At 38.2% G+C, this 23,948-nt stretch carries 19 protein-coding genes; 17 read left to right on the top strand and 2 right to left on the bottom strand.

The genetic code is table 11. The annotated features are described in order from the left end of the window. Positions 1-2 precede the first annotated feature (2 nt). Entirely contained in the window at positions 3-419 is a 417-nt protein-coding gene (locus NCWK1_RS01230) for a DUF1824 family protein (protein ID WP_096585492.1), read from the bottom strand. 184 nt (positions 420-603) lie between these two features. Further along, positions 604-1,452 (bottom strand): prohibitin family protein, encoded by an 849-nt coding sequence (locus tag NCWK1_RS01225; RefSeq protein ID WP_187308020.1) that lies wholly within the window; start codon positions 1,450-1,452, stop codon positions 604-606. 264 nt (positions 1,453-1,716) lie between these two features. Between NCWK1_RS01225 and NCWK1_RS01220 the strand changes: the two genes are divergently transcribed. From NCWK1_RS01220 to NCWK1_RS01135, 17 genes are all read left to right on the top strand, one after another. Further along, on the top strand, positions 1,717-3,525 hold the full coding sequence (locus NCWK1_RS01220) for an ABC transporter ATP-binding protein (RefSeq protein ID WP_187308019.1): 1,809 nt from the start codon (positions 1,717-1,719) through the stop codon (positions 3,523-3,525). Between the two features lie 70 nt (positions 3,526-3,595). Beyond that, the gene (gene ccmS, locus NCWK1_RS01215) at positions 3,596-4,021 is read left to right on the top strand and encodes a beta-carboxysome assembly chaperone CcmS (RefSeq protein ID WP_096582091.1); all 426 of its coding nucleotides are present in this window, start codon (positions 3,596-3,598) and stop codon (positions 4,019-4,021) included. A gap of 524 nt (positions 4,022-4,545) precedes the next feature. After that, on the top strand, positions 4,546-5,520 hold the full coding sequence (gene hpsE, locus NCWK1_RS01210) for a hormogonium polysaccharide biosynthesis glycosyltransferase HpsE (RefSeq protein WP_096582093.1): 975 nt from the start codon (positions 4,546-4,548) through the stop codon (positions 5,518-5,520). A 26-nt stretch (positions 5,521-5,546) separates the two neighbouring features. Beyond that, entirely contained in the window at positions 5,547-6,530 is a 984-nt protein-coding gene (locus NCWK1_RS01205; protein WP_103123430.1) for a glycosyltransferase, read from the top strand. 43 nt (positions 6,531-6,573) lie between these two features. Continuing rightward, positions 6,574-7,743, top strand: coding sequence for a glycosyltransferase family 4 protein (locus NCWK1_RS01200; RefSeq protein ID WP_103123429.1), 1,170 nt, complete (start codon positions 6,574-6,576; stop codon positions 7,741-7,743). Positions 7,744-7,954: 211 nt separating this feature from the next. Then, entirely contained in the window at positions 7,955-9,925 is a 1,971-nt protein-coding gene (gene htpG / locus NCWK1_RS01195; RefSeq protein WP_103123428.1) for a molecular chaperone HtpG, read from the top strand. Between the two features lie 185 nt (positions 9,926-10,110). Next, positions 10,111-10,347: a 50S ribosomal protein L28 gene (gene rpmB, locus NCWK1_RS01190; RefSeq protein ID WP_096582101.1), complete on the top strand. Its 237-nt coding sequence runs from the start codon at positions 10,111-10,113 to the stop codon at positions 10,345-10,347. Between the two features lie 594 nt (positions 10,348-10,941). Then, positions 10,942-15,654, top strand: a complete 4,713-nt coding sequence (hpsA, locus tag NCWK1_RS01180) for a hormogonium polysaccharide biosynthesis protein HpsA (protein ID WP_103123426.1) — start codon at positions 10,942-10,944, stop codon at positions 15,652-15,654. 30 nt (positions 15,655-15,684) lie between these two features. Beyond that, on the top strand, positions 15,685-16,449 hold the full coding sequence (gene hpsB / locus NCWK1_RS01175) for a hormogonium polysaccharide secretion pseudopilin HpsB (protein ID WP_187308018.1): 765 nt from the start codon (positions 15,685-15,687) through the stop codon (positions 16,447-16,449). Positions 16,450-16,494: 45 nt separating this feature from the next. Continuing rightward, positions 16,495-17,589 (top strand): hormogonium polysaccharide secretion pseudopilin HpsC, encoded by a 1,095-nt coding sequence (gene hpsC / locus NCWK1_RS01170; RefSeq protein WP_103123425.1) that lies wholly within the window; start codon positions 16,495-16,497, stop codon positions 17,587-17,589. A gap of 14 nt (positions 17,590-17,603) precedes the next feature. Beyond that, positions 17,604-18,269 carry a pilus assembly FimT family protein gene (locus NCWK1_RS01165; protein ID WP_103123424.1) on the top strand — a complete coding sequence of 222 codons (666 nt, stop codon included), beginning with the start codon at positions 17,604-17,606 and terminating at the stop codon, positions 18,267-18,269. Between the two features lie 22 nt (positions 18,270-18,291). Further along, positions 18,292-19,245: a hormogonium polysaccharide biosynthesis glycosyltransferase HpsE gene (hpsE, locus tag NCWK1_RS01160; RefSeq protein ID WP_103123423.1), complete on the top strand. Its 954-nt coding sequence runs from the start codon at positions 18,292-18,294 to the stop codon at positions 19,243-19,245. Positions 19,246-19,313: 68 nt separating this feature from the next. Beyond that, a complete protein-coding gene (locus NCWK1_RS01155; RefSeq protein ID WP_245894798.1) occupies positions 19,314-19,874 on the top strand; it encodes a GspH/FimT family pseudopilin in 561 nt (186 codons plus the stop codon). A 33-nt stretch (positions 19,875-19,907) separates the two neighbouring features. Continuing rightward, positions 19,908-20,564 (top strand): TIGR04282 family arsenosugar biosynthesis glycosyltransferase, encoded by a 657-nt coding sequence (locus NCWK1_RS01150; protein ID WP_103123421.1) that lies wholly within the window; start codon positions 19,908-19,910, stop codon positions 20,562-20,564. Positions 20,565-20,817: 253 nt separating this feature from the next. Continuing rightward, positions 20,818-21,654, top strand: coding sequence for a hormogonium polysaccharide biosynthesis protein HpsJ (hpsJ-B, locus tag NCWK1_RS01145; protein ID WP_096582117.1), 837 nt, complete (start codon positions 20,818-20,820; stop codon positions 21,652-21,654). 106 nt (positions 21,655-21,760) lie between these two features. After that, entirely contained in the window at positions 21,761-22,651 is an 891-nt protein-coding gene (locus NCWK1_RS01140; protein WP_096582119.1) for a glycosyltransferase family 2 protein, read from the top strand. A 523-nt stretch (positions 22,652-23,174) separates the two neighbouring features. After that, positions 23,175-23,897, top strand: coding sequence for a DUF502 domain-containing protein (locus NCWK1_RS01135; RefSeq protein WP_422730828.1), 723 nt, complete (start codon positions 23,175-23,177; stop codon positions 23,895-23,897). The last annotated feature ends 51 nt before the right edge of the window (positions 23,898-23,948 follow it).

Below are 23,948 nucleotides of genomic sequence, written 5' to 3'. Positions count from 1 at the left end.
TTTTAAGCAAATAAATCGAGGGGTAGATGTCCATACATTTCGTTGATTCCTCTTTCATCATAAGATTGGCAAGATACTAATACACCGCGATGATGTCCGGCGTAGGAATCAAGATAGCATAGACCATTTTTGCCGTTTAATTTGATATAAACTGGGCCATCAGTTGCGGGTAAATCAGTTGGTACTCCATAACCCAAAGCCCGCGAATAAGTTTTCATTGCTAATAGTGCTTCTTCTGCTGTGTCGGCACAAATTCCCAATATTTGATAATCAGAAAGTTTAGTAACTAGGATTAAAGCTTGGCGTACCAAGGCTTTTTCGGAAGCATCAAGGACTGGTGCAATATCTAAACAGTTGAATTTGTTGAGGAATTTTCTAGCTTCAGCGACAGTCAGGGGAAGTTGATTGGAATTTGGCATAGATTTAATCATGGTTTTCTAGGATTTGCTTTGTGTGTAAGGTGAACACAGCCGATTAATTTTGAATTTTGGACTGATCCTGTCTCTAAAGAGAAACAATTGGGGTAGATAAGTTTCCCGTATGAACAAAAAATCTAAAATCTAAAATTGGCAAGGTCAAATTTACTTGATTAATTTACCTGAATTATTGTTGGTTGGGAACATTCCCCAGGTTGAAAATAAAAGGTACACTACTTTGTGATTTATCACCCATAACCAAAACTTTAGGCATTTGCGCGCCACCTGTTTTCCATGCTTCAATTGCTTCTTTTTGCAGAACTAACTGCCCGCCTTGGGCTTTGAGAGTCTCAGCTAAAAGCCTTTGTGCTTCGGCTTTACCTTTAGCGCGATTAATTTCTGCCTGGGCTTCTTGTTCAGCTTCTCGTGCTACATAAACTGCTCTTTGGGCGCGTTGTTCAGCAATTTGTTTTTCTTCAACTGCTCTAGCAAATTCAGGGGAGAAAGTTAAATCAACCACACTAGTGTCTAACACAATTATTCCGTATTTGTCTAAGCGATCGCCTAAAGCATTATCAAAGTCTTCTTTTAATTCACTGCGTTTGGTAATGGCCTCTTCTACTGTTCTTCTAGCAGCTGCTATTTTAAATGCTTCTTGGGTTTGGGGGGCAATGATTTTTGATACTATATTTTCTAATGTTCCTTGTTTTCTTCTCACCTGAACTACTTGTGAGGCATCAAGACGAAAGTTAATCGCAAATCTTGCCGATAAATTTTGCAGATCCTTTGTCGAACTTTCTGCTGGCACTTCAAATTTCTGCACTGTTAAATCATACACATCTATCACGGAAATAAAGGGAGGTTTCAAGTGAATACCCTCCAATAAAGCACCATCTCTAGCTTTACCTAAAATGCTAATCACCGCTGCTTGTCCTGGGTTGATAATAATAAAGGCATTTAGTCCGACAATCACCAGTAGTCCTAACAAAATTCCTAAAACTGTAGTTTGCCAATTTCCCAATTGCTGACTTTTCAAGGTTGTATCTCCTTTTAGCTTTTCCGGCAACTCCTGTATTATGGTGACACGTCAAGCAATTTTAAATTTTGGATTTTGGATTTTGAATTAGCTTCATAAATAAATTTAGGGGCTGGGGATTTTCGATTGATACCACAAGTAGCTCTGGGGGATTGTACCATCAATAGATTATTGGTTATTTGCCTGCTGAGGCTGGCTCAAATCTACAAAATTCAGATACTTCCTCTCCGTGTTATTATCAAATGCACACAATTGTAAACGACTGTGGCTATAGCATTTAATTCTCGTCAGATATTAAACAAGCGTAGACATTCAGTGCATCCCCTCCACCGCCTGCTTGACTACGGACACCAGTATCGTAAGCAAATTTGGTTAGCAATTGGTTGTTCAATTCTCAACAAACTTTTTGATTTAGCACCACCGGGATTAATTGGTGTGGCGGTGGATGTAGTAGTAAAGCAGCAGGATTCTATCATTGCTCAGTTGGGTGTAAAAGATGTCTTTGGACAATTTTTAATTCTTTCTCTACTCACTGCCATCATTTGGATACTAGAGTCGGTTTTTGAGTACGCATACTCTAAACTGTGGCGCAATTTAGCGCAGAATATTCAGCATAACCTGCGACTGGATGCTTACAACCATCTACAAGATTTGGAATTAGTTTATTTTGAAGAACGCAGCACTGGTGGTTTGATGTCCATCCTCAGTGATGATATCAACCAACTAGAGCGCTTTTTGGATGTGGGAGCCAATGACATTATCCAGGTTGCCACGACGGTAATCATTATCGGTGGAGCTTTCTTTATATTGGCTCCTAGTGTAGCGTGGATGGCGATGTCGCCGATGCCCTTTATTCTCTGGGGTTCCTTTGCTTTTCAAAAGCTGCTTGCACCACGTTATGCTGATGTCAGAGAAAAAGTCGGCTATTTAAATGGGCGACTGGTAAATAATTTAAGCGGTATTACTACGATTAAAAGTTTTACCGCCGAAGATTATGAAAGTTACCGTTTAGCCCAAGATAGCGAAGCTTATAAAAAAAGTAACTCTAAAGCAATTAAACTTTCGGCTGCATTTGTTCCCCTAATTCGGATGCTGATTTTAGTTGGGTTTACCGCATTACTATTATATGGTGGAATGGCTGCTGTTGCGGGAAAAATGACGGTCGGCACATACAGTGTTTTGGTGTTTTTAATTCAAAGGTTGTTGTGGCCTTTAACTAGACTAGGAGATACTTTTGACCAATACCAGCGGGCGATGGCTTCTACTAAACGAGTAATGAATTTATTGGATACACCACTTACAATTCATCCAGGAAATGTAGCCTTACCTGTGGATAAAGTACGCGGTGAAGTGGAATTTAAAAATGTCACCTTTGCTTATAAAGATAGATTTGCGGTAATTACAAATCTATCTTTGCAAATTCCCGCTGGCAAAACGATCGCCATTGTCGGTTCTACAGGTTCCGGTAAAAGCACCCTCGTCAAGCTGTTATTGCGGTTTTATGAGGTGGAAACTGGCAAAATTACAGTAGATGGAATTAATATCCAAGACTTAAATTTGCGTGATTTGCGCCGTTGTATAGGCTTAGTTAGCCAGGATGTATTTCTCTTTCACGGCACGGTAGCAGAAAATATTGCTTATGGGACTTTTGCTGCTACACAAGAGGAAATCATTACAGCGGCTAACGTGGCAGAAGCCCATGAATTTATTGAAAATCTGCCCCAAGGTTATGAGACAATTGTCGGAGAACGCGGACAAAAGCTATCTGGTGGACAACGCCAAAGAATTGCGATCGCTCGTGCAGTGTTAAAAAATCCGCCAATTTTGATTTTAGATGAGGCGACATCAGCTGTTGATAATGAAACCGAAGCCGCTATTCAGCGATCGCTAGAAAAGATTACAGTAAATAGAACCACAATTGCGATCGCTCATCGTCTTTCCACTATCCGCAATGCCGATTGTATTTATGTCATGGAATATGGACAATTAGTAGAATCGGGAACCCATGAGGAATTGCTAGAGAAAAATGGAGTTTACGCTAGTTTATGGCGCGTGCAGTCGGGTTTGACATAGCCTCACGCAAAGGCGCGAGAGACATTCGTGCCTTAATTACGAATTACGAATTAGGAATTACGAATTAATTATGATGTTTGGTAGTACCCAGCCGGAATCAGCAGATAGTAAGTGGCGTAGTCAGTTAGATAAATTTGTTAAAGCAAATCAACCAGAACTGGCAGCGCTATCTTGGGCATTATGGTTAGAACATGGCAATAGCCAGGGTACTATCGGCATCGATTTACAACCAACTCCCCACTTTGTATATTGTCCACAAGAAGCGATAGAAAAATTAAATGATAACGTTGAAAATCGCCTGCAAGAAATTCTGGGAATCATTGAACATCATCAACCAGAAGTAGAAGTGTTGATGATTGGAATTGGCAAAGGGGAAGTTAAGTTAATTCAGTTTGCACCAGAACCATCACCACCTGATTGTTTTGCCCAAATTTGTAAAGATGTCGATGGTTTGTTGGATTTACTAGAACAAAGAATGAATGAAAATTTATTCTAGTTAATTTAAATAACACGATATGCGACTTATTCTTAAAACCTCTCTCTAAGCCTCTCCCCTACAAAGATGAGCCACCGTGTTGCGCTGTTTCCCCCATTGAAGGAAGAAGTGCCGTCACGTTGTAGCAAGTGGCGTTAGAGGCTTTAATTCTTCCCTTCCCTTGTAGAGAAAGGGTTGGGGTTTATGTTTGAGAGAAAATTGCCCACTGCATAAATATCTATTAAGAGAACTAGATTTAGGTAATTTCACTGCTTATTTCTCTAATATCTAATATGTTAAATTGTTGTGATTCAAATTGACAATTAACACAACTATATAAATTTTGTTAATTGCAAAAAAGAATGTAATAAACAAGTGAGACTAGGGGCGTGAAATTTTATGCCTTAGCAAAAACTTATTCATGACAATTAATTTCTGAATTGATTATAAATTACGGCAAAAACTTTCAAAAAATGATTTGTCTGTGTCACACCTGTCGTCAATTCTTTTGATATCAGATGTATTAATTTAAGAATTGTTTCGCCATGTCTATTGATTTTACTGTAGCCATTCCTACTTACAATGGCGAGAGACGTTTACCTCAAGTATTAGAGAGATTACAAAATCAGGTTGGTATTGAAAATCTTACTTGGGAAATTATTATTGTTGATAATAATAGTAAGGATTGTACAGCAAAACTAATTTATAACTATCAACAAAACTGGCAACAACCATTTCCTTTAAGATATATATTTGAAGCCGAACAAGGAGCAGCTTTTGCTAGAAATAGAGCAATTATTGAAGCCAAAAGTGAACTTGTCGGTTTTTTAGATGATGATAATTTACCAGATGCTAACTGGATTATAGCAGCTTATCGATTTGCACAAGCTCATCAGCAAGCTGGAGCTTACGCTAGTCAAATTCATGGTTGTTTTGAAGTAAAACCACCAGAACATCTTAAACCAATCTTATTTTACTTAGCAATTACTGAAAGAGGTGAAACACCTCATCAGTATTATCCTCATCGTCAAGGTTTCCCTCCCACAGCTGGCTTAGTAGTCAGAAGAAATGCGTGGAAAGAAAATGTTCCTCAGCAACTTTTCCTGGTCGGAAGAATTGGTTCATCTATGTTAGGTGGTGAAGATGCTGAAGCCTTATTTTATATTCAAAAAGCCGGTTGGGAAATTTGGTATAACCCAGCAATGGAAGTAGATCATATCATTCCTGCTTGGCGCTTAGAAAAAGGCTACCTTTTATCGCTTATGCGTGGAATTGGTTTAACTCGATATTACTTAAGAATGTTGTTACTTCAAACTTGGCAAAGACCTTTTGCTTTTTTTGCATATTTGTTGAACGATACCCGTAAAGTAATATTGCATTTCATCTTTTATCGACAAGTTATATCTACTGATATTGTCGCAGCTTGTGAAATGGAAAGACTTATCAGTACTCTAATTAGTCCTGTTTATATCTGGAGACTAAAAATGCAGAAAGTTATTGTCAATGTCAAAAACAAGTAAATATATCCAAATTACTAGCTCATATTATGCCACTAGTATCTGTCATAATTCCTGTTTATAATGCTGAGAAAACAATTCAAAAAACCATTAAATCTGTTTTAGAGCAAAGTTTACCTGATTTTGAATTAATTATAATTAATTCTTCTTCCTCCGACTCAACATTAAATCAGATTTCTAGTTTTCAAGACTGTCGCATCAAATTATTTACCTATCCTCAAGCAAACGCGGCTGTAAATCGTAACCGTGGATTATTACATACTAATACTGAATTTGTTAGCTTTTTAGATGCTGATGATCTATGGAAACCAGATAAACTGAAGTCACAATATCAGGCATTACAAGAACATAACGATGCTACTGTGGCTTATAGTTTTACTGATGCAATTGATGAAAATGATAATTTTTTACGGAAATGCAGCCATGCCACTTGGACAGGTAACGTTTATGCACAACTATTACTAGATGACTTTATTGGTAGCGGTTCTAATGTGATGGTGCGTAGACAAGCTTTTAGAGAAGTTGGTGAATTTGATGAATTACTAACTAATGCAGAAGACACTGATATGTGGTTAAAATTAGCTGCTAATTATAATTTTATTCCTATCAAAAAAGTTCAAATTCTTTATCGAATATCTACTAACTCTAAGTCTTCCAATATTTTAGGCTCTGAAGCATCAAATTTAAGAATTATTAACAAAGTATTTAATAATGTACCTCATACATTCAAGCAGTTAAAACCTTATAGAGTTGCTAACCTTTATAAATATCTTAGCTACAAAGCTCTTACAGTAGAGCCAGGACAACAAAAAACTTTTCATACTGCTCGTTTTTTATGGATGATTATCATCAATGACAGCACTATTCTAAAAAAAATGATTATTTATAAAGCTATCATTAAACTAATAATTATGAGTATATTGCCTAAGCAAATAGCTAAACTATTACTTGATAAATTTCCAAAAATATCTGATGTTAGTACTTTTTTTGGTTATATCAAAACAGAAATTTAGTGAAAATAGTTTATAAATTTAAATAAAACTTATACAATAACTTATGAAAATTGCTTACACCACTGTAAATGATATTTTAAATCAAAACTCTTGGTCAAAAGATGTTCAAGGAGTTTGTGCCGCAGCCTATCATATATCAAAACATTTAATAGATGAATCTATTGAACTAGACTATTTAGGCCCACTTAGTAAAAATTTTACAGCTTTAACTAAATTAAAATGGAGCTTTTACCACTATATATCCAAAAAAGATTATTATCGTTGGGCAGAACCATTAATAACGAAAGATTATGCTCGTCAAGTTCAGATAAAATTAAAAAATCTTAATTCAGATATAGTATTATGTCCAGAAAATATAGTGCCAATTGCTTATCTAGACTGTAAGCAACCGATTGTAATCTGGACAGATACTACGCTCAGTTCTTTGATAAATTTTTATCGGCATATGAATAATTTGTGCCAAGAAAATATTCGTAACATCCATTTAATGGAAGCAGAAGCTTTAAATCGGTGTCAGTTAATTATCTATACATCTGATTGGGCTGCTAAAACAGCTATGACGACATATAATATTCCTGCCAATAAAATTAAAGTAGTTCCTTATGGAGCTAATTTAGTATGTAATCGTAGCTTTGAGGATATATATAATATTATTCAATCTAAATCTATCAGTCCATGCAAACTATTATTTATAGGCGTTGACTGGATAAGGAAAGGCGGTAACGTAGCTTTTCAAATTACAAAAGAGTTAAATAATCTGGGGTTAAAATGTGAATTAACAATAGTTGGATGCAAACCAAATATTAATGAGGCTTTACCACAATTCGTAAAAAATATAGATTTTATTGATAAATCTAAAAAATCTGGATTGGAAAAAATAAATCAATTATTTACAGAAGCTCATTTTTTAATTTTGCCAACTACAGCAGACTGTACTCCTCACGTTGTGGCTGAAGCTAACTCCTTTGGAGTACCTGCTATATCTACAAATGTAGGTGGACTAGCTACTTTAATACATGATGATCTCAATGGAAAAATATTTCCATTAGATGCAAATATTTTAGCTTACTGCAACTATATAATTAAACTTATGGCTAATTATAATGATTATAAACAACTTTCCATATCATCGTTTAATGAGTATCAACAGCGATTAAATTGGCATGTCGCAGTCCAGAAAACTAAACAATTAATTAATGATTTAATTGTTTAACTTAATTATTCATAATTACTTCTTTCTAAGAAAAGCTCTTCCAAAATGCCACCACCATTTTTAGATACATCTTGTGCCTAAATCCACCCAAAATTAATTCAGTAGGGAAATCCGAACAGCTATTGGGGGAAAATCAGGCTGTAAAACAGAGCAATAACACTCACTCTACCTTTAAGATCCTCAATGAGAATCTTTTATCTAACCATAAGTTATGCTAGAACAAGGCACTATCAGTATTCATACTGAGAATATTTTCCCAATTATCAAAAAGTCTCTCTACTCAGATCATCAGATTTTCCTGCGGGAATTAGTCTCTAATGCTGTAGACGCTATTCAAAAGCTAAAAATGGTATCCCGTGCTGGAGAATATGATGGTGATGTAGGCGAACCAGAAATTCAACTGGCCATTGATAAAGATAAAAAGACTCTTTCCATTACCGATAACGGTATAGGGATGACAGCAGAGGAAGTCAAAAAATATATTAACCAAGTTGCTTTTTCCAGCGCCGAAGAATTTATCCACAAATATCAGGGAAAAGCCGACCAACCGATTATCGGTCATTTTGGGTTGGGTTTTTACTCTTCCTTTATGGTGGCGCAAAAGGTAGAAATTGATACACTATCTTATAAAGAAGGGTCACAAGCAATTCACTGGACTTGCGATGGTTCGCCAGAATTTATCCTAGATGAGTCTCCCCGTACTACTCGCGGTACAACTATCACCCTCACCCTGATGACAGATGAGGAGGAGTATTTAGAGTCATCACGAATTAAAAATCTTGTCAAGACCTACTGTGACTTTATGCCAGTACCCATCAAGCTGGATGGTGAAGTATTAAACAGGCAAAAAGCTCCTTGGCGAGAGTCCCCCAGTAGTTTAACCAAAGAAGATTATTTGGAGTTTTATCGCTATCTCTATCCTTTCCAAGAAGAACCATTACTGTGGGTGCATCTGAATACAGATTATCCCTTTATTATCAACGGTATTTTGTATTTTCCGAAAATGCGCCCAGATGTGGATGTAACTAAAGGGCAAATCAAATTATTCTGCAATCAAGTTTTTGTGAGCGACAACTGCGAAGAAATTATGCCGCAATTCCTGATGCCGATGCGAGGTGTAATTGATAGTAGCGATATTCCTTTGAACGTGTCGCGCAGTGCTTTACAAGGCGATCGCACTGTCCGCAAAATCGGCGATTATATAGCGAAGAAAGTAGGCGATCGCCTCAAAGAACTTTACCGCGATGACCGTGAGCAGTACATTAATGCTTGGAAGGATCTCGGCACTTTCGTCAAATTTGGCGCTCTCAACGACGAAAAGTTCAAGAAACAAGTCGAAGACATTATTGTCTTCCGTACCACCGCCAACGTTGCCCAAAAAGCGGCTGAAACTCCCGCCGTTGAAGTCCAATCCTCAGAAGGTGATGCTTGGCAAGATGTCACTCCAACAACATCTAGCAGCGCTCCCTACACAACTATCAAAGAATACTTAGAACGCAACAAAGAACGCCACGAAAACCGCGTTTTCTATAGTACAGATGAATCCAGCCAAGCCACATATATAGAATTACACAAAAATCAAGGCTTGGAAGTTGTGTTTATGGACTCATTCATTGACACCCACTTCATCAACTTCTTAGAACGAGAATATAACGATGTCAAATTTACCCGCGTAGACTCTGACTTAGATAATACCCTGCTAGATCAAGACAAATCAGGCGAAATTGTTGACCCCAAAACCAACAAAACCAAAAGCGAAGTTATTAAAGAGCTATTTGAAAAAGCTCTTAACAAACCCAAACTTAACATTCGCACCGAAGCTTTAAAATCCGATGACCCCCAAGGGACACCCCCAGCAATGGTGCTATTACCAGAAATTCTCCGCCGCCTGCGAGAAATGAATGCCATGATGCAGCAGCAAAATGCAGAATTTCCTGAAGACCACATTTTGCTAGTAAATACTTCCCATCCCCTAATTCAAAATCTGGCAAATCTCAACCAAGGTAGTATTATTCAAGACGGAGCAGAATCACCCACAGGCCAGCTAGTGAACTTGATTTGTCAACATGTTTATGATTTGGCGCTGATGTCTCAAAAAGGGTTTGACACTGAAGGAATGAAATCTTTCGTTGAGCGCTCAAATGACGTACTTACTAAGCTGACAGAACAAGCCAGTAAGTAGAGCTAAACAGTTCTCTCAGGACTTACGGATGAAAACGAAAAATCACTAGTTTGCATAAAGGTTAGAGGTTTTTAAAATCGCTACATCCCAAAACAAGTGATATTGTTACGTAAGTCCTGCTCTTAATTATCGCTGTTCTGTTTCCGAAGCCCTAAAATAGAAAGGTTGTATTTAAGTCGAATCCTATGTCTCGTCGCTGCGAACTAACTGGTAAAAAGGCAAATAACGCCTTTGCAATTTCTCACTCTCATCGCCGTACAAAGCGTCTTCAACAGGCTAACCTCCAAAATAAGCGCGTTTGGTGGCAAGGCGGAAATCGCTGGGTAAAACTTAAGCTATCTACCAAAGCCATCAAAACCTTAGAAGTCAAAGGTTTAGAAGCAATGGCTAAAGAAGCAGGTATTAACCTGAACCATTACTAAACCATCCCGCAAGGTGAATTCAACGAGTTGGTATTTATGCACCTTTTGTATATAAATACCTAGTTGTGAGTTTTTCATGCTCATCTTTTGAAATAGTTAGGATGAGGCAATGAGATTAATTAAACTCACCTTCAAGCAAGGTATCAACAGCTAATGAATTCAAAATATTGATGCTATTAACCTCCCCACAATAGGGAGGTTTTTAATTAATTCATATTTTTTATATTCAATTGATATTTTTTCTTCTAAAGTTGGGTAGCCTAAGCGTATCTTCCCAAATCCAGCTTCATAAAGTTGTATTCCATTGGAATATATATCTTTAAAGTTAATATGAAGCCTCCGTATTTTATCCCATATCAGCAGCAAATTCATTTAATTGGAAAAATCAGTATTTTCCGGAAAATATAAAAAGTTTAGCAATGATATAACTTAAACATCATTGTCTGGTGTTTCACTGTGTTGAAGAATTAGTTCAATAGCATCAAGAAAAATTAGCAATCAATAAAAAACTTGAGCCTGGAGAATTACTCAACAGGTAAATTTCACAATTGCCAAAAATAAATTAGCATCAAATCACTTGACAGGAAAGCAGTTATGTCTTTAAAACGCCAGCTAGTCAAGATAATCAAAATAATCTCCAAAAAAATTAGTAAATACTCTTTATTTGCAGTTAAAAAGCAAATTAATTGGCTGCTGCGAACTTTATTTCTCCGCAAGAGAAGAAGAGAATCTGTAAATGCTGGTTTTGTATTGCCAACAGTGGCTATGGTAGCATTGGTGGTTGTTTTATTAACTACAGCAATTTTATTTCGTTCTTTTGAGCGCTCTAAAAATGCTACTAATGTGCGAGTCAATGAGGCTGTTCTTAACGCTTCTATGCCAGCAGTTGATCGCGCAACGTCAAAATTAGAACAGTTATTAAATGACCCTTCACTACCACGCTCAACTCCTACAGATGTAGCGTTATATGATGTTATTAAAAGTAATACTAGATATGACTTTGGTGATGAAACACGTTTGAAATTGGCTGCGGACTTTAATGGAACAACAGGTATTCAAACTAGTTCAACGCTGGAAACTAACGAAACTTTAACTACTGCCTGGAAATTTCCTATTGATACAGACAATAATGGTAAATTTGATAGCTTTACTATTTATTCTATTTATTTTCGTAGTCCGCCACGTAATACAAGCAACTTATTTAATAGAGCCAGAAAATCCTTAGATGCTAGAACACCACCTATGGACAAAAGCCAAGTAGGTGGAGCCTGTGCAGATGCTATTGGTACAAGTGCCAGCTTAGTAGGTGATGCTAGTTGGTACAAGTCAGGGGGAAATTTAGCAAAAAGCTTTTTTGTTTACACAGTTAATGTACCTATTGATAGTCTGGGCAGCCTTGATACAACAAAATACGAAAAGGGAAATCGCGGCTTTTCTGCATTAGAGTATCAACAAGATAGAGAGCGTATTCCTGTTAATAATAAAGCGGTCTGGTTTGAAAATGACTTAGAAATTTCTCCAGGTTCTGATTTACTGTTGAATGGTTCTGTTCACACCAACGGTAATTTATTAGCTGGTGGACAATTCAGTGGTGTAGATATTGTTTTTCGGCAAGTCAGTAGTAAGAACTCCTGTTACTATGAACCCGACAATGCCAAAATTACAATTGGCGGAAATTTAGGAACAGGAAACGTTTCGCAAACCACTAATAAAGAGCCAATAAGTGTTCACTTATTTCGCGGTTATAAAACAAATCCGTGGACAGGAGATCAGTCTAGTCCAGCCGTCAAAATCAAAATTGCTGGAAGTACTAACCATAAATCAACAACAGAAAATGGTGGTCAAACTTTAGGACATAATGATGCGGCTTATAACAAGCGCATCAATTTAATGAAAGAAACGGCTCTTGGTCTTTGTACTAGTTGTGCAACACAAACTACAGTTTCAGGGTTAAAAACAGCTGTTCAAGGTGTTGCTCGTTATCCTGGTGAAGTTAAAACTAATGTTGTTACTAGGATTGACCAAAGTACTGGTTTAGATGTTGCTAGTGCTTACGGTATTTTGGGCGATGAAATTGAGTTGTATTTAAGAAACCGTACTCGCCGTGTTCCTTTTGCGGAAGTTAGCAGTGCCATACCGAGTGATACACAAGCACTTGGTACTTATACAGCTAGTAATGTTTTTCCTGGTACTACAGAAATTGAAGTACCTGCTGCGTGGAGAGAGATTACCACTACTAATACAGGGTTGACTCTCAGCCTTGACAAATTACCAGCAACAGAACCAGAACAACAAAAAGACGACGGTAAAGAAAACTATTCAGGCGATCGCGTTTTAATTGGCAACAACCTGCCAGCATACTGGAAAAATAGTGCTGGTCAATATGTTACAGGTCAAGCTCGTCAGCCTGTAGATAATGGTACAACTAAGTGGGATAACCCCAACACCATAGCCCGTACTCGTGCTTCGCAAGTACAACCGCAGCTTAACTTAGGTGTAACAGACCGTAATGATTTCTGGGAACAAAAAGCTGTTGAAGATAACTCTGCCAATCCTTTATCCAATGTAGGTGGTTTGCGTGTAATTACAGGTGCAGGTATCTATGTTGATGATGATGGTGTTGTTGCTTCTGGTACAGCTTCTTTTGCCCGTAGCACGCGCTCATTTTTGTCAAATCCTCAGCTAGATGCAAACTTTGTTGGTAGTGGTGGAGGCAAAATGCCTACGCCTGCTGGGTTTAAAGATGCAGGTACAGCACAAACTAACGTAGTAGTTTGGCCTGATACCATGCCGATGACAGGAGGGACGGGAGAAACCAGAAAAGGCGACTTACTTATGCGGGCTACAGCAGTTTATCACTTCAAAAGCAGTGCTGGGACTGCCCAAACTCCGATAGCTTGTGTGAGTAGCTACTTTGATCCAACAAATAATATTACTGCTCAAAACCTATCAACTTTAACTGCAACCTGGAAATATCCTTCACCTGCTGATCAAAGTACAACTGCTGGTAAGTCCAATAACGGTATTGTTTATGCTTTTCCTGGGCGCACCATTAGTAGTGCCAATCTCACAATACTCAAACGACAGGCAAGATTAGTTTTTCCTAATGGACGTATTGCTAATGAACCTTTGAGAAGGGCAATGGAAAAATACACAAGCAATAGTAATGCTTTTACTAATTTCACAATGGAAGATTATTCCGCTGTTGATACTGCTTTGTGTTCACTTTCTATTTTGAGTGGTGCAACACCAGCTACATCTCCTTCTCTTCCTCATGGCGCAATTAGAGAAGCAGCTTTTTTAGATGCCAGAGAAGTAAAGGCTTTACAAAATCGTACTGCTTACCAAACTGGTACCCAAGGCGAATACAGCTTGGACTTAGAACAACGTCAACCATTAGAGGTTCGTGTTACCGAAATTAACTTAGGTCGGCTGGCGAATACAACCATTGCTACAACTGAGTATTTATTGCCCAAGAGTGGCATTATTTATGCTACTCGTGATGACTCTCTCCCTGATTTAAGTTACAAAACCATTGACTCAAGTGCTTCAACAGATAAAGCGCTCTTATTTAGTCAAACTGACTTCAAGCTCGATCCCACCCGTCGTCCCAATGGTATTCGACTGATCAATGGCAGCAACTTAGCACGAGGTGGAACCAATAGTACAACTTATGATCCTTCAGAAAAGGGCTTAATTTTAGTCAGTAACACACCAGTTTACGTTAAAGGTAATTTCAATCTGCATCAAAAGTCTGATGGAACTGCGGTTGAAGAGTTTTCTGACTATAGCGAGACTGACTCTAGCAACTTCTACAACCGAGCAACATTCAATACCCATTTTGCTTGCCGCCCAGGAAGAGGTGGATGTCCTAGTAGTGCTGGTGATGGTGACGTGTGGCGACCATCAACTATCTTGGCTGATTCTCTTACCCTTTTATCTGGAGATTTCCAAGACGGTTTCCGTAATCATGGTGACTACGACATACGAGATAATACCAACAGTATCCCAGATACACAGTTAGTTAACAATTTTGTGACTAGTGCTAACTGGGCAGATTCTACTACTGGATATCCAAGTACTAGTTTCAAAACTTCTTACCTTGCCAATGGTGTTACACCAGTTCAGCGCCGCACAGACTTTAACGAATATCTCATGGAGGTTTGTGTCAAAGTACCAGCAATAACCTGTGGAGATGGAGACTGGTATATTAAACCTGGTACGACTGGTGCATTAAAAGTTTCAGATTTAACTTTTAATGTTGCTCTTGACATTACAAACACACATCAAGCTGGTACAACTGCTCAATCGGCTCTTACACAATACCAAAGCTACGCTCGTAGAGTAGCTTTCGTCAGAAACAGCAGTAATCAGCTACTAGATGATACTGGTGCTGTAATTACTGATGCTACAGCAGCTAGTACCAAGCTGCCAGTACCAATAGGCATTGATAGTACTGGAAAAGTCCAAAAGTATCCATACAGTACTTTTAGCAGTACTAATAAACCGCGCTCAGTTACTAATAAATCAGCGTTATGGTTTAAAACCAGCAATAGTAACACTGCTCCTACAGGTAGCGACTATTACGCAGTTGATAAACCACTCTTCTTACAGTCACGACCATTTGGTACTCTACAACCTTCATTAGTACCAGTGCTACATATCTATAGTCCATTAGGTACCCCCAGTAATGCCTTGACTCAAGGAGGAAAAACACCTGGTATTCAACAACAATGGGTACAAAAAGTGACTAGTGACTATACATTTAATTCCAGTTTTGTTTCTGGTAATAGTCCTAGCCGCCCAGAAGAAGAATCAGCTGGTTTACAGAATTTTGTTCGCTTTCTAGAGTACTGGGGTGATTCTGGTGATTCTACGAGTCCTCTGCGTGCTGCCAAGATTAGGGGTAGCTTTATTCAATTCAAACGCAGCAGTTATGCTACAGCACCTTTTGCCAGTATCACAACGGCTGATGCAATAGCGAGTGGTAGTGCAACTAATAACCGCAGTTTCTTTGATTTCCCCTACATGACATATTGGACTAACAAAGGAACTCCACAAGGTACCACGGCTTACTACACACCACCAACTAGAGATTGGGGTTTTGATGTAGCGTTGTTGTCTCAGTTACCTGACTTATTTGCTCAAAGATTTACTGTGCCACAAGCAGGGCCACCAGCAGAATATTTCCGCGAAGTTGGTAGGGATGATGACTGGGTAAAAACTTTGTTGTGTGCGGCTCAAGGTTCAAGTTATGCAGTTCCAGCTAGTTATCGTCCTTCTTGTCCAAGTACTCCTTATCCTTAAAAAGGCTGCTTGAAAGTTGGGTGATTCATCATGATTAGACATAAGCAACTCAGTCAAAAAATAACAGTGGCAAACATCGCAATCAAACTAAAATCTACTCAATCTAGTGAAGGTGGTTTTACAATCATCGAGTCTTTAATAGCATTGCTGATCGTTGCTATTTTAATGACTGCGATCGCACCTGCACTGGTTATATCATTTGCTACTCGTGTTCAAGCAAGACGTGTTGAATTAGCCAGCCAATCAGCCAGAGCCTACATTGATGGGATTAAGGCTGGCTCAATTAATGTTCCTAACCAAGTAGTGCTGTTGAATGAAGTTAATTCGACCAACAAGACTTTTAACTCACAACGGAGTACGTTCTCTGGAGTAGCAGCACCTAGTTCAACTTTGCCTACCTGCACCAGTCCTACAAATGGCTACTGTCAGAATGGCTCCGCCCCAACTACAACCACAACTAGTTTGTACTGCATAGATCGGGATGGTGGTGGTTGTACGAGTACTAGTAATAGAGATTTTGTCATTCAAGCCTTTCGGAGTACCACAGCTACTACTCTTAGTGCTGCCAATGATGATGCTACCAAAGGATACCTTTTAGGCGTGCGGGTTTACAGGTCAGATGCCTTTACTGGCACGGGTAGCTTAAAAACAATGAAAGCCAATAATTCTAAAGCGAGAACTTTTACTGGTGGTTTAGGCGATCGTCAAACACCATTAATGGAAATTGTGACAGAAGTTGCTTCTCAACAAACCAAATTTGACGATTATTGCTCTCGTTTTGGAGGTTGTCAGTAAATCAGCTATGAATAACGGCTTAATAATTCAGGAGAAAACTGCCAAATGAAAAATTTCCTCAGATTTCTTCTCAAAATTCAGCTGCAAAAATCGCAGCATTTGCAGTCACAAAAAGGCTTTACATTAGTCGAGTTATTGGTAGCCTTGATTTTGGCATTTCTTGTCATCACACCTTTGATGGGTTTCATGATTGATGTGATGAATACAGATCGCAAAGAGCAGGCAAAATCTACCTCAGAACAAGAAGTACAGGCAGCATTAGCATATATTGCCCAAGACATGGAACAAGCAGTATATATCTATGATGCTGATGGAATATATGGGAAAACAACAACAGTAAACGGAGAAACAATCACAATCAACGGAATTTTAGGACAATTACCAAGTGGAACAGCTTCAAACCCCGATAAAGTACCTGTACTGGTTTTTTGGAAGCGCTACTTTTTAAATAAAGACCAAATTGTCCAAACTTCTAGCACTAGTACTGGTAGAGCAGGTTGCTTATATAACCTGCCAAGTACTGGCGGGGGTGGTTGTAACGACCAAGATTATATGCTGTATTCTTTGGTAGCTTATTACTTAGTTAAAGATAATAGTGCTACCTGGAATTCTACTACTACCCGTATTGAGAGGTGGGAAATTCGGGATGGTATTCGGGATGTTACTGGTTCTTTCAGTCGTTCAGAGACTGTTAATAGTACTACAAAAACAGTCAAATATCGGTTGTTACCGAGTACTGGTTTTATGCCATTTGATCTATCTTTAGAGGGAGATTTAAAGAGGAAGTTAGGTAACTGGAGAAAACATTCAGCCAGTTACGATTTAAACGTCAATAAGTTAACTACCTTAGCTGATTATATTGACCAAACTACAAGTGGAACACCAACCCTAGCAGCTTGTAATATAGCAGCAGGTGAGCAACAAGTTCCAGACTATACAAAAACAAATGTTCCTACTACCTTTAGAACTGGCAGTTTCTATGCTTGTGTAAATGCAAGTAAATACATAGCAAGAGTTTATATCAGAGGTAATGCTCTAGCCAGAATTCAAACTGGCGCTCAATATAGTTCTCAGCAATCTGCTTATTTTCCAACTGCAAATATTCAGATTAAAGGTCGTGGCTTCCTTGGTATTGAGTAAACTGGAGCATAATTATGAAAAAATTAATAGTCTGCAAATCTGGACAAAAATCTACAAAAAGTAGAGTTATTGACTCTTCCAAACAATGCTTAATAACTAAGCATTACACGTATCAATATAGTTCTCAAGAAAATGCTGGATTTTCTTTAGTAGAAGTCATAGCAGTAGTTCTTATGGTTGGCATTTTAGCTACAATCGCCATCCCCTCTTGGAATGCTTTTATTAACAGACAAAGAGTAGGTAAAGCTAATGAAGCTGTTTTAACAGTATTGCAAAAAGCACGACAAGAAGCTAAAAACAAAAAACTCAAATATAGTGTCAGTTTTAGAAACAGTAATAACCTACCAGAACTAGCCTTTCACCCTGATTCTGAAACTCCTGACTTTTCCAAAGATAAAACCTTCAGTGATTTAGGCTTAAAAACAGGGCAAATATCGATAGGAAGTAATCTGAATAATGCAAATCAGGGTACTAGTAGTGTGAGCCTAATTACTACAACAGTTAGAAAAATTACGTTTGATAATAATGGTACTTTACCTGTAGATGCTACAGTACCCATAAAAATAGTAGTTGCATCTAGCTCTAGCAACATTACACAGACTAATGGACTAAAACGATGCGTGATTATAGAAACACTTCTTGGTGGAATGCGAAGCGCTAAGGATAGTGCTTGTAATTAAATCAAAACCTATACAAAAGAAAATGTCTATTGAATTTACTGTGGCGATACCCACTTATAATGGAGCCAAACGTTTACCTGATTTGCTAGAAAAACTACACAACCAGGTTAATACTGAAAACTTTCAATGGGAAATTATTGTTGTAGATAATAATAGCAACGACTATACAGCAAAACTTGTACAAACCTATCAAGAAACTTGGAAAAAACCTTATCCTTTAAGATATTGTTTTGAATCAAAACAGGGTGCAGCCTTCGCTAGAAAGCTTGCTGTTAAAGAAGCTAAAGGTAAATTAATCGGTTTTTTAGATGATGATAACTATCCAGATTTAAATTGGGTAGCCACAGCTTATACTTTTGGTCAGCATTATCCAAAAGCTGGTGCTTATGCTAGTCAAATACATCCTTTATGGGAAATAGATCCCCCAGAAAATTTTCAGCGTATTGCTGCTTTTTTAGCAATTACAGAACGAGGTAATTTACCCTTACTATATGAACCAGCAAAAAAATTACTTCCACCATCCGCCGGGCTTGTTATCCGACAACAAGCTTGGTTAGAAAGTGTCCCAAATAATTTTATTTTGACTGGTAGAACTGCTGAAAATATGGTAACAGGTGAAGATTTAGAAATGTTATCTTATCTGCAAAAATTTGGCTGGGAAATTTGGTATAACCCAGAAATGGAAATTTACCATAAAATTAGCGCTTCTCGATTAACCAGAGATTATTTAATTCCCTTCTTCCGCGGGATTGGATTTAGTCGTTGTGTTACGAGAATGATTAATGTTCAACCTTGGATAAGACCAGTGGTATTATTAGCTTACATGTTAAACGATATCCGAAAAATAATTTTACATTTATTTAAATACCAAACCAAAATCAAAACAGATTTAGTTACAGCCTGTGAAATGCAACTATTTTTAAGTAGTTTAATTAGCCCTTTTTATCTGTGGAAAAAAGGCTATTTTCACAAATAAGTTAATGGTGAAAATTTGAAGTAAAAATTATTTGCTTTACTTGTTAACTTTTTTGGGTGCATGAAGTTTTGAATAAGCATATAGTGCATTTTATCTTTCATACTAAAAATTATAAGTGTGAATCTATTAGCGGATTTACACTACCAGAAATATTAGTAACTCTTATTATTATTGGTTTATTAGTTGCTGTGGCAATACCACAGTGGTTGGCTTTTATAGATATTCAGCGTCTTAATGCTGCCCAAGATGAAGTTTATCGGGCTATGCGGCAAGCTCAAAGCCAAGCTGCTAAAGAAAAATTAACTTGGCAAGCTAGTTTTAGTCAACAAAATGGCATTGTCAAATGGGCAATTCACCCTTCTAATGTAAATTCCTCGGAAGCTAACTGGAATAATTTAGATAGGAACGTGCAACTATATGAAACTGAGACAACATTGCAACAGTCTAACGGAATAAGTCAAGTTCAGTTTGATCATCGGGGGAATGTGAAAGTTTTGGGGCAGATCACTTTCTATAGTAAATATGCTGGAAAAGTTAGGCGTTGTGTGTATGCTTCTACACTGTTAGGGACAATGCGTAAAGGCGCAGAACATTCTACAGCTAACGACAGTGGTAAATATTGCTATTAAGATATTTTAGTCGGTAAAAATTAAGGTTATTGCGTGCTGAAATTATCAGAAGTTCAAAAACAGCACTTAATTATTTTTACACGCTATCCAGAAGCAGGAAAGACTAAAACTCGCTTAATACCAGCTTTGGGTAGTATTGGTGCTGCTAATCTGCAACAGCAAATGACTGAATACACTTTGTTACAAACCCAAGAATTACAAAAAGCTATTGGTATTTCTGTAGAAGTGCGGTTTACTGGTGGAAATTTGCAATTAATGCAAGATTGGTTAGGTTCGGAACTACTTTATAAATCACAAGGTGAAGGTGATTTAGGTTCACGGATGGCGCGATCGCTGTTTGATGCTTTCCAAAAGCGGGCAGAATATGGGATTATCATTGGCACCGATTGCCCTGGACTAAATTCCCAAATTTTGGCAACCGCTTTCCAACAATTACAAACTGTTGATTTGGTAATTGGGCCAGCTATCGATGGTGGTTATTACTTAATTGGTGTGCATCGCTTCATTCCAGAATTATTCGCTAACATCGATTGGGGAACTGCTCAGGTATTACAACAAACTGTGGCTATTGCCGAAAAAATTGGTGTTTCACATACCTACTTACCTGCATTGGCTGACGTTGACCGACCAGAGGATCTGTCAATTTGGGAAGAAATTGTTCAGCAGTCAGACTGGTTGAGAGATTCATAGATAGCTGAAAATCAACGTTGTTTTTTTACTCATATCAGCTAATCTCGTATCTTCAAACACCAAGTATTTTCTGAAGACACACAGGTTAACTAGTGCTACCGTGGTGTAGTTTCAAACCTACAGGTAATAACTAGTATTACATTTGCCTTTTCTATATAAGAGATAGTTTTATTGAACAGGCAGAGTTACAGGAACAATATTCCAGTAACTTTAAATAGGACAATCACGCTGATTCACTATAAGTTTGGAGAATATGACTAATCGTTTTACTTCCGGGAACGCAGCCCTTGGACTCAAAGTAATTGGGGCAGTTTTAATTTTGTCCTTTTTGCTGGACTTTTTAATTTTATTGCTCCCCTTCCAACCAACCGATCGCGGCTGGCAAATTAATTTAGCAACAGCCCTAGTTGACCGAGGTATCGTGCCTATGGTGGGCTTAGGTTCCCTGTTGATTGGCTATTGGATTGATGGTGCTAGTGAAGGTGGTGCCAAAGGGATTGACTTAAGATTCCCAGCTTTCATTCTATCCAGTGTTTTGGGACTAATTTTCTTGTTGATTTTCCCGTTACACTTGAATAATGTTAATCAAGCCAAAGCGCAAACTGTCACTCAAATTGGTCAAGAAGCCGATCAGGCAGAAGCCCAACTGAAAAACCAAGTAAATCAATTCCAAGCGCAACTTAATACAGATCAGGGAAAAGCTCAGTTAGAACAACTCCGCGCCCAAGCCAGAGCGCAGTTTTCGGAATTACTGAAAGACGATCAAAAGTATAAACAAGCTCTGGCTAATCCTCAATTGCCACAATCACAGAAAGACTTACTCCAGAAGTTTAAAGCTAATCCTCAAGAACTGGACAAATTTATTGCCCAACAAACCGATCCTCAAGGACTGGCTAATCAGCGATTGAGCCAAATTCGTCAGCGCAAGGAAGATGCGGAAAAACAAGCTAGAGACAATGCTTGGAAATCTGGATTACGGATTAGTATGAGCAGTCTGTTGTTGTCGATTGGGTACATTATTATCGGCTGGACAGGATTAAGAGGTGGTGGCGCTTTACAAACTGGTGGACGTAAAGCTGCTGCACGGTAAAGCAAGGATGAAGTCTGAAGGCTGAACGATAAAATTCATACTTCATACTTCATACTTCATGCTTTTGAGTAATTAACTGTTAGTAAAATCGCTATAAAATCTGCACATGTTCTCAATTTACATACTGACATATAACGAAGAACTAGATATTGCACCTTGTATCGAGTCGGCAATGCTATCCGATGACATTATAGTTGTGGACTCATGCAGTAGCGATCGCACTGTGGAAATCGCTAGTCGCTATCCCATTCGTGTTGTCCAACACGCTTTTGAAAGCCACGGTCGTCAACGCACTTGGATGTTAGAGTCTATACCTCCAAAATACGAGTGGGTTTACATTCTGGAAGCTGACGAGCGTATGACACCAGAACTATTTGCTGAATGCACCCAGGCGATGCAAAACCCAAACTACATTGGTTACTACGTCGCTGAACGGGTGATGTTTATGAATCGTTGGATTCGCTATAGCACCCAATATCCCCGTTATCAGATGCGTCTTTTCCGCCACGGTAAAGTCTGGTTTACAGACTACGGTCACACCGAACGGGAAGTTTGCGAAGGGGCTACTAGCTTTTTAAAAGAAACTTACCCACATTACACCTGTGGCAAAGGCTTGAGTCGTTGGATTGAAAAACACAATCGTTATTCTACAGATGAAGCTCAAGAGACACTAAATCAACTAGAAAATGGCAAAGTTGAATGGCGAGATTTATTTTTTGGCAAAACTGAAGTAGAAAGACGACGTGCTTTAAAAGATTTATCTTTACGTTTACCAGCTAGACCTTTTTTACGCTTTTTATATATGTATTTTCTTTTAGGTGGCTGCTTAGATGGTCGCGCTGGAATGGCTTGGTGTACATTACAGGCTTTTTATGAATACTTAATTTTACTGAAAGTATGGGAAATGAAGTATCTGCCTACACCTAGTGTAGAAAATATCATATCTCAAAGTGAAAACAACAAGGTTGTGGCTACACAAATTGCTGGAGAAGGATGAAGAGCAAAGTCTGAAGTCTGAAGTGTAAAAGTTATTTTTATGCTTTAGTCTTCAGGCTTGATAGTTTCTCAACGCAGAATTTTATTAAAATTTATAACAAAAGTTTTTCAGAAAAATACCTTTGACTTCCTAGTTAGTTCTAAACTAGTTAAAAGCACGTTTTTAGTTGTTATACCTAGCTTTCAGAATAATCGGCAGATTTTGGTTTGTCGCGGTAGGATCAGTAATAATTAAAATATTTGCAACAATCATTTACAAGCTGTACAAAGAAAAGTAACATCCTCGCAGATGGAAAAACTTTCAGTAGTTAGCTATATCTTGCGATATATATCTCTAACTAGCGAAAAATAAATACTTTTCTTGTAGTAACAGCCTATTATCAAAGTAACAGGCATCTATTGACCGCTTTCTCAAATAGAATACGGTCAAAAATGTAGTCAATAAAACCTTCCCAAGCTGATCATCTGCTGGTATTAATTCCTATCATCAGAGTTTTACTAGCCTAAAAAAGGAGAAACGAAGTTTGGTAATCGATCGCCTCAAGCAGGATTTTAAAAATGACCTGATAGCTGGATTGTTAGTAGTTATCCCCCTAGCAACCACCATCTGGCTAACAATCACGATCGCCAATTGGGTAATCGACTTTCTTACCCAAGTTCCCAAACAACTCAATCCCTTTGATGGACTGCACCCAATTCTAGTAAATATACTGAATTTAGCGGTTGGACTAGCAGTACCGCTGTTAAGTATTTTGTTAATTGGGTTAATGGCGCGAAATATTGCTGGGCGTTGGTTACTCGATGTTGGTGAGCGAGTGTTACAGGCGATTCCTTTAGCGGGACAAGTATATAAGACCCTGAAGCAGCTTTTAGAAACTCTACTCAAAGACTCTAATGGCAAGTTTCGCCGTGTAGTTTTATTAGAATATCCCAGACAGGGAATTTGGGCGATCGCTTTTGTCACAGGTGCTATGGGTACTGAAATCCAAGCCAAGATGTCCCGCCCAATGTTGAGTGTTTTCATTCCAACTACACCCAATCCCACTACCGGATGGTATGCCGTAGTTCCAGAGGAAGATGTTATTAACCTGTCAATGTCGATTGAAGATGCTTTTAAGGTGATTGTCTCTGGTGGGATTGTGGCACCGAATACTCCCTTACCGCCTTTAGTTTTGGGTAAAGAACAAAACCTGCCAGCTTCAACTAAAGAACCAAAGCATTCAGTAATTTCCGTCGAGGAAATATAAAATTTATCCGGCAAAGACACAAGTAAATAGATATTATGAATGTCTAGCTTT

Origin of the sequence: Nostoc cycadae WK-1 (genome assembly GCF_002897135.1) — a bacterium.
In the GTDB taxonomy this organism is placed as follows: domain Bacteria; phylum Cyanobacteriota; class Cyanobacteriia; order Cyanobacteriales; family Nostocaceae; genus Nostoc_B.
This window is presented reverse-complemented; position numbering and strand designations above follow the sequence as displayed.